This is a genomic window from Pseudoxanthomonas beigongshangi (genome assembly GCF_016820515.1).
GTDB classification, from domain to species: Bacteria; Pseudomonadota; Gammaproteobacteria; order Xanthomonadales; family Xanthomonadaceae; genus Pseudoxanthomonas_A; species Pseudoxanthomonas_A beigongshangi.
The window spans coordinates 144,541-159,653 of the sequence record NZ_JADHDV010000003.1; the positions used below are offsets into that span (position 1 = coordinate 144,541).

At 68.2% G+C, this 15,113-nt stretch carries 17 protein-coding genes; 11 read left to right on the forward strand and 6 right to left on the reverse strand.

All coding sequences use genetic code 11. The annotated features are described in order from the left end of the window. Positions 1 to 2: 2 nt before the first annotated feature. Positions 3 to 2,495, reverse strand: a complete 2,493-nt coding sequence (locus IQ458_RS03340; RefSeq protein WP_203321905.1) for an ABC transporter permease — start codon at positions 2,493 to 2,495, stop codon at positions 3 to 5. After that, entirely contained in the window at positions 2,492 to 3,172 is a 681-nt protein-coding gene (locus IQ458_RS03345; protein ID WP_318288313.1) for an ABC transporter ATP-binding protein, read from the reverse strand. Before IQ458_RS03345 ends, IQ458_RS03340 begins: the two co-directional genes overlap by 4 nt. Positions 3,173 to 3,303: 131 nt before the next feature. Here IQ458_RS03345 and IQ458_RS03350 point away from each other — a divergent pair, with 131 nt between their 5' ends. Then, positions 3,304 to 3,927, forward strand: a complete 624-nt coding sequence (locus IQ458_RS03350) for an arylesterase (RefSeq protein ID WP_192199074.1) — start codon at positions 3,304 to 3,306, stop codon at positions 3,925 to 3,927. Between the two features lie 140 nt (positions 3,928 to 4,067). After that, positions 4,068 to 4,280 carry a hypothetical protein gene (locus tag IQ458_RS03355; RefSeq protein ID WP_183640708.1) on the forward strand — a complete coding sequence of 71 codons (213 nt, stop codon included), beginning with the start codon at positions 4,068 to 4,070 and terminating at the stop codon, positions 4,278 to 4,280. 71 nt (positions 4,281 to 4,351) lie between these two features. Here IQ458_RS03355 and IQ458_RS03360 read toward each other — a convergent pair whose 3' ends face one another. From IQ458_RS03360 to IQ458_RS03370, 3 genes are all read right to left on the reverse strand, one after another. Continuing rightward, positions 4,352 to 5,008 carry a DsbA family oxidoreductase gene (locus IQ458_RS03360; protein ID WP_203321907.1) on the reverse strand — a complete coding sequence of 219 codons (657 nt, stop codon included), beginning with the start codon at positions 5,006 to 5,008 and terminating at the stop codon, positions 4,352 to 4,354. A 72-nt stretch (positions 5,009 to 5,080) separates the two neighbouring features. Continuing rightward, positions 5,081 to 6,115 carry an aldo/keto reductase gene (locus IQ458_RS03365; RefSeq protein WP_203321908.1) on the reverse strand — a complete coding sequence of 345 codons (1,035 nt, stop codon included), beginning with the start codon at positions 6,113 to 6,115 and terminating at the stop codon, positions 5,081 to 5,083. Between the two features lie 117 nt (positions 6,116 to 6,232). Beyond that, the gene (locus IQ458_RS03370; protein ID WP_192199071.1) at positions 6,233 to 6,967 is read right to left on the reverse strand and encodes an SDR family oxidoreductase; all 735 of its coding nucleotides are present in this window, start codon (positions 6,965 to 6,967) and stop codon (positions 6,233 to 6,235) included. Positions 6,968 to 7,137: 170 nt separating this feature from the next. On the opposite strand from IQ458_RS03370, the gene IQ458_RS03375 reads away from it, so the two are divergent. The 9 genes from IQ458_RS03375 to IQ458_RS03415 all read left to right on the forward strand — a co-directional run bounded on the left by IQ458_RS03375 (position 7,138) and on the right by IQ458_RS03415 (position 14,012). Further along, positions 7,138 to 8,097: an AraC family transcriptional regulator gene (locus IQ458_RS03375; protein ID WP_203321909.1), complete on the forward strand. Its 960-nt coding sequence runs from the start codon at positions 7,138 to 7,140 to the stop codon at positions 8,095 to 8,097. A 136-nt stretch (positions 8,098 to 8,233) separates the two neighbouring features. Further along, on the forward strand, positions 8,234 to 8,791 hold the full coding sequence (locus tag IQ458_RS03380) for a DUF3016 domain-containing protein (RefSeq protein ID WP_183640696.1): 558 nt from the start codon (positions 8,234 to 8,236) through the stop codon (positions 8,789 to 8,791). Positions 8,792 to 8,968: 177 nt separating this feature from the next. Next, positions 8,969 to 9,436: a peptide-methionine (R)-S-oxide reductase MsrB gene (msrB, locus tag IQ458_RS03385; protein ID WP_183640694.1), complete on the forward strand. Its 468-nt coding sequence runs from the start codon at positions 8,969 to 8,971 to the stop codon at positions 9,434 to 9,436. Positions 9,437 to 9,525: 89 nt separating this feature from the next. Then, positions 9,526 to 10,569 carry a CorA family divalent cation transporter gene (locus tag IQ458_RS03390; protein ID WP_183640692.1) on the forward strand — a complete coding sequence of 348 codons (1,044 nt, stop codon included), beginning with the start codon at positions 9,526 to 9,528 and terminating at the stop codon, positions 10,567 to 10,569. A 75-nt stretch (positions 10,570 to 10,644) separates the two neighbouring features. Next, a complete protein-coding gene (gene motA / locus IQ458_RS03395; protein WP_183640689.1) occupies positions 10,645 to 11,499 on the forward strand; it encodes a flagellar motor stator protein MotA in 855 nt (284 codons plus the stop codon). Positions 11,500 to 11,508: 9 nt separating this feature from the next. Beyond that, positions 11,509 to 12,498 (forward strand): flagellar motor protein MotB, encoded by a 990-nt coding sequence (gene motB / locus IQ458_RS03400; protein ID WP_203321910.1) that lies wholly within the window; start codon positions 11,509 to 11,511, stop codon positions 12,496 to 12,498. A 46-nt stretch (positions 12,499 to 12,544) separates the two neighbouring features. Continuing rightward, entirely contained in the window at positions 12,545 to 13,312 is a 768-nt protein-coding gene (locus IQ458_RS03405) for a HipA family kinase (RefSeq protein WP_183641393.1), read from the forward strand. After that, positions 13,299 to 13,688 (forward strand): DUF3037 domain-containing protein, encoded by a 390-nt coding sequence (locus IQ458_RS03410; protein ID WP_183640684.1) that lies wholly within the window; start codon positions 13,299 to 13,301, stop codon positions 13,686 to 13,688. The genes IQ458_RS03405 and IQ458_RS03410 overlap by 14 nt, the downstream gene beginning before the upstream one ends. Positions 13,689 to 13,730: 42 nt before the next feature. Next, positions 13,731 to 14,012 carry a DUF4031 domain-containing protein gene (locus IQ458_RS03415; protein WP_192199067.1) on the forward strand — a complete coding sequence of 94 codons (282 nt, stop codon included), beginning with the start codon at positions 13,731 to 13,733 and terminating at the stop codon, positions 14,010 to 14,012. Positions 14,013 to 14,029: 17 nt separating this feature from the next. Here the strand turns inward: IQ458_RS03415 and IQ458_RS03420 are convergent, their stop codons facing one another. Beyond that, the gene (locus tag IQ458_RS03420; protein ID WP_203321912.1) at positions 14,030 to 15,016 is read right to left on the reverse strand and encodes a winged helix-turn-helix domain-containing protein; all 987 of its coding nucleotides are present in this window, start codon (positions 15,014 to 15,016) and stop codon (positions 14,030 to 14,032) included. Between the last annotated feature and the right edge of the window lie 97 nt (positions 15,017 to 15,113).

Genomic DNA, 15,113 nt, shown 5'->3' on the forward strand with positions numbered 1-15,113 from the left:
CATCAGTTCTGCAGTTCGCGCAGGGTGACCGAGGGCGGCGCGTCGAGCACGCGCCGCGTGGCGAACATGCCGGCCGCCAACGCGGCCAGCAGTCCGATGCCGCCCCCCAACGCCGCCAGTTGCCAGTTGGTGCGCCAGGGCAGTTCGAACACCTGGGTGGCGATGACGCCGGCCAGCACCGAGGCCGCGATGGCCGCGACCAGCCCCGACAGCAGGCCGATGGCGGCGAATTCGGACGCCTGCGCCAGCCTCAGCTGGCGGCGGCTGCCGCCGAGCACCCGCATCACCCCGCCTTCCAGCAGGCGCTCGTCCTGGCTGGCGCTGATCGCCGCCAGCAGTACCAGCACGCCCGCGGCCAACGAGAACCAGAACACCACCTGCACGACCGTCGAGACCTGGTCGGCGGTGCTGCGGACCTGCTTGAGCACCGCATCGACATCGATCACCGACAGGTTCGGGAATGCCGTGACCAGATTGCGGGTGAAGCGCGTCTGCGCCGGCGGCACGCTGACCGCGGTGATGTAGCTGGCCGAGTAGCCATCCAGCGAACGCGGCGATGCGAGCACGAAGAAATTGGGCCGGAAGCTCTCCCAGTCCACGCTGCGCAGGCTGGTGATGCGCCCTTCGAAGCTTTGACCGGCGATGTCGAAGGTGACCCTGTCGCCAATCTTCCAACCCAGCGATTCGGCGAAGTCCTCCTCCACCGACAGTTCGGGCGAAGCCGGCACGCCGGTCCAGAACTTGCCGGCCGTCACCACGTTGTCGTCGCGCAAGCGATCGGCCACCGACAGGTTGAACTCGCGGTCGGCACGCCGGCGGGTGCGCTCGTCGGCTTCGGCATAGTCGTCGCCGCTCGCGGGTTTGCCGTTGAGCTCAATCAGCCTGCCCCGGATCATCGGGTACAGCGTGGTTTCACCCAGTCCCTGCGCGCGCAGGAAATCCCGCACCGGCGCGACCTGATCCTGCTGCACGTTGATGATGAAACGGTTGGGCGCATCCGCCGCCAGCGCCATCTGCCAGCGATCCAGCAGGTCGGTGCGCACGAAGGTCAGCAGCAGCAGCGCCATCAGGCCCAGGCCGAGCGCGGAGATCTGGGCGATGCTGGTGCCCGCGCGCCGGCTGACGTTGGCCAGGCCGTAGCGCAGGCTGCCGCGCAGGCGTCCGCGTACCCGCCGCACGATCAGGATCAGCGCCCACGCCAGCACCGCGAGAACCGCCAGCGTGGCAAGGATGCCGATCAGCATCGCGGTGCCCAGCGTGGCCGAACCGGCCTTCCACCACAGCAGCGCGCCCAGTCCGATGAAACCGGCCAGCGCCACCAGCCACGCGCTGGGTTCGGTCGGATCCAGATCCCGGCGCAGCACCCGCAGCGCCGGCACCCGCCGCAGCGCCAGCACCGGCGGCGCGCCAAAAGCCAGCAGCACGATCAGGCCGACGCCGTAGCCCTGCCAGGCCGGCAGCAGGCCCGCCGGCGGTATCGATATCTCCAGCGTGCGCTCCAGCCAACCGCCGATCGCCCATTGCAGGCCGAAAGCGATCGCCACGCCGACCGTGCAGGCAATCAGTCCCAGCAGCAGCAATTCGCCCACGTGCACGCCGACCAGCGTGCGCTGGCTGGCACCCAGGCAGCGCATCACCGCGGTGCCGGACAGGTGGCGCTCGCTGTGGCGGCGCGCGGCCATCGCCACCGCGACTGCGGCCAGCACCACCGACACCAGCGCGGCCAGGCCGAGGAAGCGGCCGGCGCGGTCCAGCGCGGAGCGGATCTCCGGTCGCGCATCCTGGATGGTTTCCAGCCGCTGCCCGCGCGCCAGTTGGGTGCGCGCGGCGGCGGTGAAGCGTTCGACGCCGCCGGCATCGCCCGCGACCACCAGCCGGTAACGGAGACGGCTGCCTTCCTGCACCAGCCCGGTCGCCGGAACGTCGGCGATGTTGAGGAACACCCGTGGCGCGACGTTGAAATAATCGAGCGCGGCGTCCGGTTCTTGCACCACGCGGGCGGCCAGCCGCAGCTGGATGTTGCCGATGCCGATGAGATCGCCTTCGCGGGCACCGAGGGTGTCGGCGCCCGCCTGGGTCATCCACAAGGTGCCAGGGGCGGGAATGCCGCGCGCATCGTGTTCGCCCCGCGCGTCGATGATGCGGAAACTGCCACGCAGCGGGAAGCCTTCGCCGAGCGCGCGCAGCTCGCCCAGCTTCAGATCCTCGCCGGCGCGGATCATGCTCTGGAATTCCAGGGTCTCGGTCTGCCGCAGGCCCGCGCCACTCGCGGCGCCGCGCAGTTCCTCGCTGATCGGCGCGTCACCGCGCACCACCGCGTCGCCACCCAGCAACCGGTTGGCCTCGATGGCCAACGCGCGTTCGGCGCGATCGGTGACGAAACCCACCGCGGTCACCGCCACCACCGCCAACACCAGCGCGGCGAACAGGATGCGGATGTCGCCCGCGGCCAGATCCCGGCGCAGCTGGCGCCAGGCCATCTTCAGCGTTCTCATGCGGCGCTGTCCGCGATCAAGCGACCGCTGTCCAGCCGCAGGTGGCGGCCGCAGCGCGCGGCGAGATGTTCGTCATGGGTGACCAGCACCAACGTGGTGCCGGCTTCCGCATTCAGTGCGAACAGCAGTTCGATGATCGCCTGCCCGGTGTGGGTATCGAGGTTGCCGGTGGGTTCGTCGGCGAACAGCAGCGATGGCCGGGTGACGAACGCGCGCGCCAGCGCCACGCGCTGCTGCTCGCCGCCGGAGAGCTGGCGCGGGTAGTGACCCAGGCGCTGGCCCAACCCCACCTTCTCCAGAATCTGTCGCGCCGACGCCTCGACGTCGGCATCGCCGCGCAGTTCCAGCGGCAGCATCACGTTTTCCAGCGCGGTCAGCGAAGGCAGCAACTGGAAACTCTGGAACACGAAGCCGACCTTCTCGCCGCGCACCCGCGCGCGACCATCCTCGTCCAGCGACGACAGCGGTTCGCCTTCCAGCACCACCGTGCCGCCCGAGGGCGTATCCAGGCCCGCCAGCAGTGACAGCAGCGTGCTCTTGCCCGACCCCGAAGCGCCGACGATCGCGACCGTGGCGCCGCGCGGAACGCGGAAACCCACGTCCTCCAGGATGGTCAGATCGCCGCCTGGCAATCCCACGCGCTTGCCCAGGCCGCTTACCTGAAGCGCGTCTGTCACGGAAGTACGGGGTGCGGTGGAATCGGCCATGATCATCTCTATGCTGATGCCCCTCCATCATTGGGAGCACGGATTAAATGTTCTTTAAGAACATCCGGTATGGGGCCGCCCGGACCCGCCTGCAATGTGCCATGAGTACCGCCCTGCTGCTATTGGCGTCGCTGCTGGCGCTGCCGCTGGCCGCGCAGGCGCCGGCCGCCGCCGCGCCACGCACCGTCCTGGTGATGGGCGATTCGCTTTCCGCCGCCTATGGCCTGTCCGCCGCGCAAGGCTGGGTCGCGCTCACCGCCGAACAGGTCAAGCGCACCCGGCCGGGCTGGCGGGTGGTCAACGCCAGCATCAGCGGCGAAACCACCGCCGGTGGCGCCTCGCGCATCGCCGCCGAACTGCAGCGCCATCGCCCGGCCATCGTGGTGATCGAACTGGGTGCCAATGACGGCCTGCGCGGCCTGTCGCTGGCGCAGACCCGCGCCAACCTGGACAGGATGATCCAGGCGGCGCGCAAATCCGGCGCGCGGGTGATGCTGATCGGGATGCGCATCCCGCCCAACTACGGCCCCGACTACACGCGCGGTTTCGAAGCCAACTTCAAGGCGCTGGCGGACCAGTACAAGCTGCCGCTGCTGCCGTTCCTGCTGGAACCCGTCGCCCGCGACCGCGCCAACTTCCAGGCCGACAACCTGCATCCGGTGGCGGCGGCGCAGCCGAAGATCCGCGACCACGTCTGGACGGTGCTGGCCCCCCTGCTGAAGTGACGGTCCCGGGGCCGGCCGGCGGGGCGGGGTAGGTTTTTTCCTACAGCACGTAGCGGAATCCGCTGAATGTGCAACGCCTCGCCTCCGGGCAGGCTATGCAACCGCGCAGGACGCGCGTCTGCTGGTTTCCGGAGGTTCCAATGCCCCGTCTTCTGTTCACCATCGCCGCCGCCAACGACGGCTGGCAGCTCTATGAGGGCGAGCATGGCCGTTCCCGGTTCCAGACCCTGAACGACGCCCGCGACAGCGCCCGGCTGCTGGCCGCGACCTTGTACGAGCATCACGGCATCCCGACCGCGGTGGTGATGGACATGGCCGGCCGCGAGGCCGTGGTCGTGTCCCGCCACGGCTGAGTCCGCCTGCCGGGTGCGGGAAGCGGACCCTCTCCCGCGTCCCGCGCCCGGCAGGCGCTTGCCATCCCGCTTCAACCGGCGATGCCGGACAGCTGCCGCAGCGCCTGTTCGAACACTTCCACCGGCTGGCCACCCTGGATCAGGTGGCGATCGTTGAAGACCACCGAGGGCACCGCGTTGATGCCGTGCTCCTGGTAGAGCCGCTCGCGCGCCCGCACCGCCTCGGCATATTCGTCCGATGCCAGGATGGCCCGCGCACGCGCGCCGTCCAGGCCAACCGATTCGGCCAGCTGCGCCAGCACGTCCGGCGAGGACACATCCTGGCCTTCGCTGAAATACGCGCGCAGCAGCGCGTGCTTGAGCGCGCGCTGCTTGTCCGGATGCTCCTGCTCGGCCCAGTGCAGCAGGCGGTGGGCGTCGAAGGTGTTGACGATGCGGCGGCGGCGATCCATGTCGAAGGTGAAGCCCAGCGAGGCGCCGCGCTGGCGGATGGCCTCGCTGTTGCTGCGCGCCTGCTCGGCGCTCATGCCGTACTTGCGGGTCAGGTGCTCGACGACGTCTTCGCCGCCGGCCTGCATCTGCGGATTGAGCTCGAACGGCTGGAAGTGCAGTTCCACCTGCAGATCACCGCCCACCCGGGCGATGGCCTGTTCCAGCGACTGCAACCCGATCGCGCACCACGGACACACCACGTCGGAAACGAAATCGATCTTGACCGGCTGGCTCATGCGAATCTCTCCTGGCAAACGACGGTCGCTGGCGTGGGGTTGCGCCAGCGGCAATGGGACGAATGAACCGGATCAGACCGGGGTCGGATTGCGGTACTTGAAGCCGGCCTGGTGCCAGTACGGATATGGCTTGGTCACGGCGCTGGCCGCGTCCAGGCGCGCGACCTGCTCGGCGCTCAGGTTCCAGCCGACCGCGCCCAGGTTCTGCTTCAGCTGATCCTCGTTGCGCGCGCCCACCACGATGGTGGAAACGGTCGGTCGTTGCAGCAGCCAGTTCAGGGCGATCTGTGGCAGGGTCTTGCCGGTCTCGGCGGCGATTTCGTCCAGCGCGTCGATCACCCGGAACAGGTGCTCCTGATCCACCGGCGGACCGGAATCGATGCTGGTCTGCGATTGCAGGCGACTGGTTTCCGGCAGCGGCTGGCCGCGACGGATCTTGCCGGTCAGGCGGCCCCAACCCAGCGGACTCCAGACCACCGCGCCCACGCCCTGGTCGGCGGCCAGCGGCATCAGTTCCCATTCGTAGTCGCGTCCGACCAGCGAGTAGTACGCCTGGTGGGCGACATAGCGCGACCAGCCGTAGCGATCGGCCACCGCCAGCGATTTCATCAGATGCCAGCCGGAGAAATTGGACACGCCGAGATAGCGGATCTTGCCGGCCCGCACCAGATCGTCGAGCGTGGACAGCACTTCCTCGACCGGCGTGCGCGCGTCGAAACCATGCAACTGGAACAGGTCGATGTAGTCGGTGCCCAGACGCTTGAGCGCGGCATCGATGGCATTGATCAGGTGGTAGCGGGATGACCCGACGCTGTTCTCGCCTTCGTCGAAACGGAAGGTCGCCTTGGTGGAGAGGATCAGCGAATCGCGCGGCCGGCCCTTGATGGCTTCGCCGAGAATCGATTCGGCCGCGCCCTTGGAATAGACGTCGGCGCTGTCGAACATGTTCAGTCCGGCGTCCAGGCAGACGTCGATCAGCCGGCGCGCCTCGGCGACATCGGCCTGGCCCCACGAACTGAACAGTGCGCCCTGGCCCCCGAAGGTGCCGGTGCCGAAACTGAGGACGGGCACGCGGAAACCGGATGCGCCCAGGTAGCGATATTCCATGGCGGAAAACTCATGCGGGGGAGGGTCCGCCATTTCACTCCTCCGCGCCGGAGCGGGCAAGCCGCGGGATGGAAAGCTTTGTTGCCTTCCATCCCGCGGAACCGGGGCAGGTGCCCGTCAGTAGGCGCTGGCGGTCGGGCGCACGATCACTTCGCTGACGTCCACATCATCGGGTTGCTCGACGGCATAGGCGATCGCCCGCGCGATGGCCTCGGCCGGAATCGCGATCTTGCGGAACTCGTCCATGCCGGCCTTGGACGCCGGATCGGTGATGGTGTCGGCCAGTTCGCTGGTCGTCACGCCCGGGGAAATCACGGTGACCCGCAGATCCTGGTGTTCCTGGCGCAGGCCTTCGGAGATCGCCAGCACCGCGTACTTGGTGGCGCAATAGACCGCCGCGGTCGGATACACCGCATGGCCACCGATGGACGACACGTTGACGAACTGGCCGCCGCCCTGTGCTTTCATGACCGGCAGGCCGGCAGCAATACCGTGCAGCACACCACGGATGTTGACGTCGATCATGCGATTCCATTCATCGATCTTCAGCGCTTCCAGCGGCGACAGCGGCATCACGCCGGCGTTGTTGATGATCACGTCCACCCGGCCGAATTCGGCGCGGGCATACTCGACGAACGCACGCGTGTCTTCCAGATCGGTGACGTCCAGCTTGCGGTAAACGGCCTGGCCGCCCGCGCGGGTGATGCCGGCGACCAATTGCTCCAGGCGTTCGGTGCGGCGCGCGCCGAGCACCACGCGGGCGCCACGGCGCGCCAGTTCACGCGCGGTAGCCTCGCCGATGCCGCTGCTGGCACCGGTGATGGCGATGACTTTTCCTTCGATTCCGGACATGGGGGATGGCCTTCTCGCGATGGCCGGCGCGGGATGCGCCGGCGGGAGGCGCAGTCTGGTGCCGCCACTGCTTTCGCCGATATCCGGTTCCTCCGTCATTCTTGCCTGATCCTGCCGCGGGCCCCGCCGGGCCGTATCGGCCCCCCGGACCGGGCGTAGACTCCATCGCCATGGAAACCTCCCCTGTTTCTGCAAACCCCGCCTCGCCGTCCGGCCTGCCGCCGGCATCCAGTGCGGACGCCCGGATCGAGGAAGGGCGCGCCGCCCTGGCCGCGACGATTGAACGATTCGCCAGCGAAGACGGCATCCATGCCACCGCCATCGACAACCTGCGCTTTTCCCGACTCAGCGCGCCCAGCGCGCCGATGGGCGGACTGCAGGAACCCGCGCTGTGCCTGATCGCGCAGGGCAGCAAGCGGACCCTGCTGGGCGAAGAGGTCTACCACTACGACGCTTCCCGCTACCTGCTGGCCTCGGTGGATCTGCCGATCACCGGACAGGTCATCCAGGCCACGCCCGAGCAGCCCTACCTGTGCTTCGTGCTGAAACTTCCGCCCGCCGACATCGCCGCGCTGGTGACCCAGGCCGAGGAAGTGTCCGCGCCGCTGCCGCCGCCTTCGCGCGGCATCGCGGTCAGCCAGTGCGATCCGGAACTGCTGGACGCCGCGCTGCGGCTGGTGCGATTGCTGGAAACCCCGCGCGATATTCCGCTGCTGGCACCGCTGATCCAGCGCGAGATTCACTACCGCCTGCTGCGTAGCGAACAGGGCGGTATGTTGCGCCACATCGGCGTGGCCGAAAGCCAGGGCCATCGGGTGGCGCGGGCGATTGGCTGGCTGCGCCAGAATTTCCATCAGCCGCTGCGGATCGATCACATCGCCCGGCAAGTGCACATGAGCCCCTCGGCGCTGCACCACCACTTCAAGGCGGTGACCGCGATGAGTCCACTGCAGTACCAGAAGCAGTTGCGATTGCAGGAAGCCCGCCGCCTGCTGCTCACCGAGGTGGTGGACGCGGCGACCGCGGGGCATCGGGTCGGTTACGAAAGCCCGTCGCAGTTCAGCCGGGAGTACAGCCGCATGTTCGGCGCCCCGCCCCTGCGCGACGTGGAGCGGCTGCGCACGAGCTGAAGACCGGTGTGGATCGGCTGCCGTTCAAGGACATGAACTTCGGGTGACGGACGCGCCGGAAAAGCCCGCCGACGCGTTGCCGCCCCCGGGGGGCCGGCGCAGAATCTGAGTCCCCTGATACTTTCGGAGACCGGTCATGAAACGCGTATCCCTCCTGTCCGCCCTGGTGCTGGGACTGGCGCTGAGTGGACCGCTGCTGGCCAAGTCCAGGACGGTCACCGACCCCAATACCCCGCGCGAACTGCCGACCGCCAACGCCGTCAGCGTCGAGTGGACCGACCCCGGCCAGTTCACCGACATCCGCTACAGCGGCAACCGCTGGGAAGCGGTGCAGGGCAACTGGGTGGTGGACCTGGCCACCTACCTGCAGAAGCAGGCCGGCAAGCGCCTGGCGCCGGGCCAGCAGATGCACATCACCATCACCGACATCCGCCGCGCCGGCAGCTACGAGCCCGGCCGCGGGTTCAACATGGATCGCATCCGCATCATCAAGGACATCTATCCGCCGCGGGTGACGTTGAACTTCGAATTGAAGGACGCCAATGGCCAGGTGCTGGCCCAGGGCGAGCGCAAGCTGGTCGACAGCGCCTTCATGATGAGCGGCGGCAACGTGATGGACACGGACCCGCTGCGCTACGAGAAGCGCATGCTCGACGACTGGCTGTATCGCGAGTTCCGTCGCGACGACGCCTGAATCGCGCGTTGTCCCGGAGGCACCGGATGAAAGGGAAAGGCGGCCCATGGCCGCCTTTCTTCGTTTCCGCGCCTGCGGCAGCTTCATTCCTGCGCGGGCATTCGGCGTTGCCCGCCCGCACTTGCGGTCCGCCCGGCCGCCACCATATAGGACTGCGGACGAACCCCGGAGCCTTCCATGAGCGCCTTCGATCTCACGCCTCCCACCGATGCCCAGCGCCGGCAACTCACCGACGGCCTCAGCGACGATGAACGCCGGGTCCTGCTCCAGCATGGCACCGAAGCGCCGTTCTGCGGCGTGTTCCTGGACAACAAGCGCGAAGGCACCTACACCTGCCGCTTCTGCGGGCTGCCGTTGTTCCGTTCCAGCGCGAAGTTCGATTCCGGCACCGGCTGGCCGAGTTTCTTCGCGCCGTTCGACGAGCAGCATGTCGGCCGGATCCGCGACAACAGCTACGGCATGGTACGCACCGAAATCGTCTGTACCCGTTGCGGCAGCCACCTCGGCCACGTCTTCCCGGACGGCCCGCCACCGACCCACGAGCGCCATTGCCTGAATTCGGTGTCGCTGGACTTCACCGGCGACGGCGAACCGTTGCCGGACCGGTTGCAGCGCGGCGCGCCGGAAGGCCAGCCGCTGTCCTGACCGCGCCACGGCGCTGTCACAAAACCGGCACACGGCGCATGTAACCTGCCGGTCACGAAACTGTCGTCTGCCGTGAAGGCGGCATCGCCATGCTGGTCCGTTCCGACGCCGACGTCCTGTTTGACGGGTTCCCCGGCCTGCTGTGGGCCGTGCGCTTCGATGCCGAGGGGCGCGCCACGCCGATGGAGGCCGGTGACCCGATGGAACCGGGTGAACACCATGGCTGGCGCTGGCTGCATTTCAACCAGAGCGACGCCCGCAGCGCGCAGTCCATCGCCCGGCTGGCGCTGTCCGAGGATGCCCGCGAAGCGCTGCTGTCCCACGATACCCACGTGATCCTGCAACGCCAGGAGGACGGCGCCTACGGCGTGTTCGTCGATTGGGAACACCAGCGTGCCGGCGGGACCGCGCCGCGCGCGCCCGGCCATCACGACGGCCTGGGCTGGCTGCATTTCGCCATCGGTGGCGGCGACGGCCTGCTGGTCACCGCCCGCCGGCAGCCGTTGCGATCGGTCGAGACGGTCCGGCGGCAACTTTGCGCGGGTGAACGCTGCAGCCATCCGGCCCGCGTGCTGGAAGCCATCGCCGAGCATTTCGCCGACTCGGTGGAACGCGCCACCGATGATCTTTCCGACTCGCTGGATCGCATCGAGGACCGCGTGCTGGCCGACGCCATCGGCGACGAACGGCGCGACCTGGCCTCGCTGCGGCACCAGAGCGTGCGCCTGCACCGGCCGCTGACCGCCATGCGCCGGGTTCTCAAGCAGTTCGAGCAACGGCACGCCCCGGACGAGGACGAGGACGAACTGCTGCCGGTGGCGTCGCGCCTCGGCCAGCGCTTCGATGATCTGGACGGTGACGTCTCGACCCTGCAGGAGCGCGCCCGCCTGCTCCAGGACGAGGTCGCCGCCAAACTCGCCGAGCGCACCAACACGCACCTCTACGTGCTGTCGATGATCACCGCGCTGCTGCTGCCGCCCAGCCTGGTCGTGGGCGTGTTCGGCATGAACCTGCATGGCCTGCCCTTCGCCGATCACCGGGCGGGCGCCTCCGCCGCGCTGGTGCTGGGGCTGCTGTCCAGCCTGGCGGTCTACCTGATCCTGCGCCGCCTGGGCGTCTCGCGCTCGACCTGAGCCGCCCGTCCGCGGCCACTCAAGAAACCCGGACCGGGGCCGACATTCCTTCGTACCCCACGCCGCGCCTCGTCCATGTTGATCATCGTAGGAATCCTGGTCGTCATCGCCAGCGTGCTCGGCGGCTTCGTCGCCTCGCACGGCAAGCTCGCCGCCCTGTGGCAGCCGTTCGAACTGGTGATCATCGGCGGCGCGGCGCTGGGCGCGTTCCTGATGAGCAATCCGCCGAAGGTGGTGAAGGCCACCTTCGCCAGCATTCCCGCGGTGTTCAAGGGGGTCAAGTACAAGTCGTCCGATTACCTGGACGTGCTGACCCTGATGTACGAGCTGCTGAACAAGGCGCGCCGCGAAGGCTTCATCTCGCTGGAATCGCACGTCGACAATCCGGGCTCCAGCGATCTGTTCAACAAGTATCCCAAGGTGCTGGCCGATCACCACCTGATGGACTTCATCACCGACTGCCTGCGCCTCATGGTCGGCAGCAACATCGAGCCGCACGAGCTGGAACCGCTGCTGGAACTGGAGCTGGAAAAGCACCATCACGAGATGATGGCGCCGGCCCACGCGCTGGCGAAAGTCGCCGACGCATTGCCGGGTTTCGGCATCGTCGCCGCGGTGCTGGGCATCGTCATCACCATGGGTTCGATCGGCGGCGACATCGCCGAGGTTGGCGCGCATGTGGCCGGCGCCCTGGTCGGCACCTTCCTGGGCATCCTGCTGGCCTACGGCTTCGTCGGCCCGCTGGCCGCGGCGCTGGAAGCGCGCGCCGAGCAGGACAGCCGCATCTACGAAAGCGTCAAGACCGCCCTGCTGGCCTGCCTGCGCGGCTACAACCCCAAGGTGGCACTGGAGTTCGCGCGCAAGACGCTGCCGTCGGCGGTGCGTCCGCAGTTCGCCGAATTCGAGACCCACCTCAAGGGCGCCAAGTAGGCACGCGCCATGGCCGAGAAATCCACGGTCATTGTGGTTCGCCGGGTCCGCAAGATTCAGGGCGGCGGCCATCACGGCGGCTCCTGGAAGGTCGCCTACGCCGACTTCGTCACCGCGATGATGGCGTTTTTCCTGGTCATGTGGCTGGTCGGCGCGACCACCAACAAGGACCGCGCAGCGATCTCCGAGTACTTCCGCAACCCGAGCCCGCTCAGCGGCAAGAGCTTCTCGCCCGCGCCCGGTCCCAACGGACCCGGCGGCGCCAGTACCTCGATGATCAAGCTGGGCGGCACGATGGACATCCCGCGCGGCAGTGGCGACGACCCCTTCAGCAAACCGGATCCGGACGGCCGCACGCCGGCCTCGCGCGAAGCCAGCGCGCAGGAGCAGGCACGCGAACATGCGCAGGACCAGCAGCGGCTGGAAGCGTTGATGCAAGCGCTGGAGGAGGCGATCAGCCGCAGCCAGGCGCTGGAGCCGTTCAAGGATCAGTTGCTGATCGATCTGACCCCCGAGGGCTTGCGCATCCAGATTGTCGATCAGCAGAACCGGCCCATGTTCGATCTGGGCAGTTCCTCGCTCAAGCCGTACACGACCGACATCCTCCACGAGCTGGCCGGCTTCATCAATCGCGTACCCAACCACATCAGCCTGACCGGCCACACCGACGTCACCGCGTATGCCCGGGCCGGCTACACCAACTGGGAGCTGAGCGCCGACCGCGCCAACGCGGCGCGGCGGGCGCTGGTCGAAGCCGGCATGCAGGAGGACAAGGTGACCCGCGTGGTCGGCTTGTCGTCCTCCGTGCTGTTCGACAAGCAGGATCCGCAGAACCCGATCAACCGTCGCATCAGCATCGTCATCATGACCCGCGCGGCCGAGGCCGAAGCGCTGGACGACAGCGGCATGGCGCTGGGCAAGGTACTGGCCGACGCGGACACCCAGGTGCCGGCCTTGCCGGCCGCACCCGCCCTGCCCGCGCGCGGCGGGCATCCCTGACGGGCTTCGCCGTACCCGCGCGGGAGGCTATCCTTGCGCGATGACGCTGCGCACCGTTTCCGCCACCCGCTACGTGACGCCCCTGCGCGAAGGCGGCTCGATGCCGGCCATCGTCGAGGCGGACGACGACGGCATGTATGTCCTCAAGTTCCGCGGCGCCGGCCAGGGGCCGCGCGCGCTGGTGGCGGAACTGATTTCCGGCGAAATCGCCCGCGCACTGCAATTGCCGGTGCCGGAAATCGTGCTGGTCGAACTGGACGCGGAGCTGGCGCGCACCGAGGGCGATCCGGAGATCCAGGATCTGATCAAGGCCAGTGCCGGGCTCAACCTGGCGCTGGACTACCTGCCGGGCTCGGCCAATTTCGATCCCGTGGCCGAGCAGCCGGACCCGGCGCTGGCGTCGGACATCGTCTGGTTCGATGCCTTCATCAGCAACGTGGATCGCACCGTGCGCAATCCCAACCTGCTGATCTGGCATCGCCGGCTGACCCTCATCGATCACGGCGCCTCGCTCTATTTCCATCACGGCTGGGACGGTGATACCAGTGGCGCCGGCCGGCCGTTCCCGCTGATCCGGGATCATGTCCTGCTGCCCTGGGCCAGCGATCTGGAAGCCGCCGACGCGCGGCTCAGCGCGAGGCTGTCCCCGGAACGGCTGGCCGACATCGTCGCACTGGTACCGGACACGTGGCTGCAGGGTGGCGACGCCTTCGGTCCGCCCGACCAGCAGCGTGCGGCCTATACCCACTATCTGCAGCAGCGCCTGGCGCTGCCGCATGCGTTCGCGCAGGAGGCCCAGCGTGCGCGCGACTGACAGCTACGACTACGCCGTCATCCGGGTGGTGCCGCGGGTGGAGCGCGAGGAGTTCATCAACGTCGGCGTGATCGTGTCCTGCGAGAAGACCGGCTTCCTGCAGGCGCGCATCGAGCTGGACGAAGCCCGCGTGCTGGCGCTGGATCCGCGCATCGATCTGGATTCCCTGCAACGCCACCTGGCCGCGATTCCGCGCATCTGCGAAGGCGGCGCCCAGGCCGGTCCCATCGGCATGCTGCCCAAACGCGCGCGATTCCACTGGTTGACCGCCAAACGCAGTGCCATCATCCAGACCTCGCCGGTGCACATGGGCAAGTGCGGCGACATGGAGGCGGTCATGGAGCACCTGCTTGACCGCATGGTACGGATCAAGTGAGTCATCCGGAGCCGTTGCGATGATCCCTCCGGCAGCCGATCAATGAGCGTATACGTGGATGACGCTGTGCACCTCTGGCGCGGCCAGCGCTGGGCGCACCTGATGGCGGACACGCTGGAGGAACTGCATGCGATGGCGCAACGGCTGGGCATCCCGCGTCGCGCGTTCCAGAACAAGACCAGCGGCGCCCACTACGACGTGACCGCGGAATTGCGCGAGGACGCCATCCGGCTCGGCGCGATCGCCATCTCGCGGCACGTGGACCGAACGCTGGTCAAAGCGGTGATCGCGCGCGCCAGGGAACAGGGCCGCGGCGGCGACTGAGACGCGCTGGCGTCGCCTCAACGGCCAGCGGGCGAATCCGTCGCCCGCGGCGCCAGCCGCTCCAGCGCCGAAGTCACCTCTCCGGCGATCTGATCCTGCATCGCCAGCTTGTCCTCGTGCGGGCGATCGTAGGTATCCGACCACACCACGAACCCGTCGTCGGCACGCAGCAGGCGCACGGATACACGCAGGGTTCGCTCCGACTTGCGCACGCTGCCGTCCAGCAAATAGGACACCCCGAGTGAACGCGCGATCTCGGGGACCGGCACCTGCTTGTCCTTGAACTGGAACGACGCGGTCGGCGCCGACACTTTCAATCCGGGCACCTTGCTCAGGCGGACGATCAGTTCCTCGGTCATGCCGTCGGCGAACGGTTCCTCGTTCATCGCATCAGTCAAATCCAGGAATGGCAGCACGGCCAGCGTCTGCAAGCGCGCCGGCGCGAGCACGGACAGTGATGCCATCGACGGCGTCTCCGTATTGACGGGCCGGGTCAGCTGATAAGCCGCCACGGCGGACGCCGCCAGCAGCATGACCACCAGCCACAAGCCGATGCGCACGGGAACGCGGGACGGCCGATGTTCGCGGCCTTCCCATCCCTCGTCGATGGTGGTCCGGTCAGATCCGGATGGCGAACCGTCCACGCCGGGTGATTCCGCGACCGGACCGAGCGGCGTGGTCGCGGAAACGTCGGCGATCAGGCGGTAGCCCAGCCGCGGCACCGTGGCGATGTAGCGCGGCTGCCGCGGGTCGTCGCCCAGCTGGCGGCGCAGCGAGGTTATGGCCTGATACACCGAATCCTGGCTGACGATGACGTCGGGCCAGCCCCGGGCCAGCAGTGCGTCGATGCTCACCACCTCGCCCGGCCGTTCCGCCAGACGCAACAGCAGCGCCAGCGCGCGCGGTTCCAACTGGATGCGCCCGCCATCGCGCGTGGCCACGCCGGAAATCGTATCCAGTTGCCAGTCGCCCAGGCGCAGCGTGGTTCGCGCGGTCGTGTGCAAGTGTTCTTCCATCCGTTTCAGAACTTTTCAGCGCGTTTCAGGCCCGCCTTCAGGACTTCGGGCCGGCGGGACCGGCATCGTACCGCGCACCGGTCGC

Bases quoted from the DNA above. Each gene is read 5' to 3' on its own strand.
- IQ458_RS03340 (WP_203321905.1), bottom strand. From the start codon at position 2,495: ATGAGAACGCTGAAGATGGCCTGGCGCCAGCTGCGCCGGGATCTGGCC.
- IQ458_RS03350 (WP_192199074.1), top strand. From the start codon at position 3,304: ATGAGTACCGCCCTGCTGCTATTGGCGTCGCTGCTGGCGCTGCCGCTG.
- IQ458_RS03355 (WP_183640708.1), top strand. From the start codon at position 4,068: ATGCCCCGTCTTCTGTTCACCATCGCCGCCGCCAACGACGGCTGGCAG.
- IQ458_RS03360 (WP_203321907.1), bottom strand. From the start codon at position 5,008: ATGAGCCAGCCGGTCAAGATCGATTTCGTTTCCGACGTGGTGTGTCCG.
- IQ458_RS03365 (WP_203321908.1), bottom strand. From the start codon at position 6,115: ATGGAATATCGCTACCTGGGCGCATCCGGTTTCCGCGTGCCCGTCCTC.
- IQ458_RS03370 (WP_192199071.1), bottom strand. From the start codon at position 6,967: ATGTCCGGAATCGAAGGAAAAGTCATCGCCATCACCGGTGCCAGCAGC.
- IQ458_RS03375 (WP_203321909.1), top strand. From the start codon at position 7,138: ATGGAAACCTCCCCTGTTTCTGCAAACCCCGCCTCGCCGTCCGGCCTG.
- IQ458_RS03380 (WP_183640696.1), top strand. From the start codon at position 8,234: ATGAAACGCGTATCCCTCCTGTCCGCCCTGGTGCTGGGACTGGCGCTG.
- msrB (WP_183640694.1), top strand. From the start codon at position 8,969: ATGAGCGCCTTCGATCTCACGCCTCCCACCGATGCCCAGCGCCGGCAA.
- IQ458_RS03390 (WP_183640692.1), top strand. From the start codon at position 9,526: ATGCTGGTCCGTTCCGACGCCGACGTCCTGTTTGACGGGTTCCCCGGC.
- motA (WP_183640689.1), top strand. From the start codon at position 10,645: ATGTTGATCATCGTAGGAATCCTGGTCGTCATCGCCAGCGTGCTCGGC.
- motB (WP_203321910.1), top strand. From the start codon at position 11,509: ATGGCCGAGAAATCCACGGTCATTGTGGTTCGCCGGGTCCGCAAGATT.
- IQ458_RS03415 (WP_192199067.1), top strand. From the start codon at position 13,731: ATGAGCGTATACGTGGATGACGCTGTGCACCTCTGGCGCGGCCAGCGC.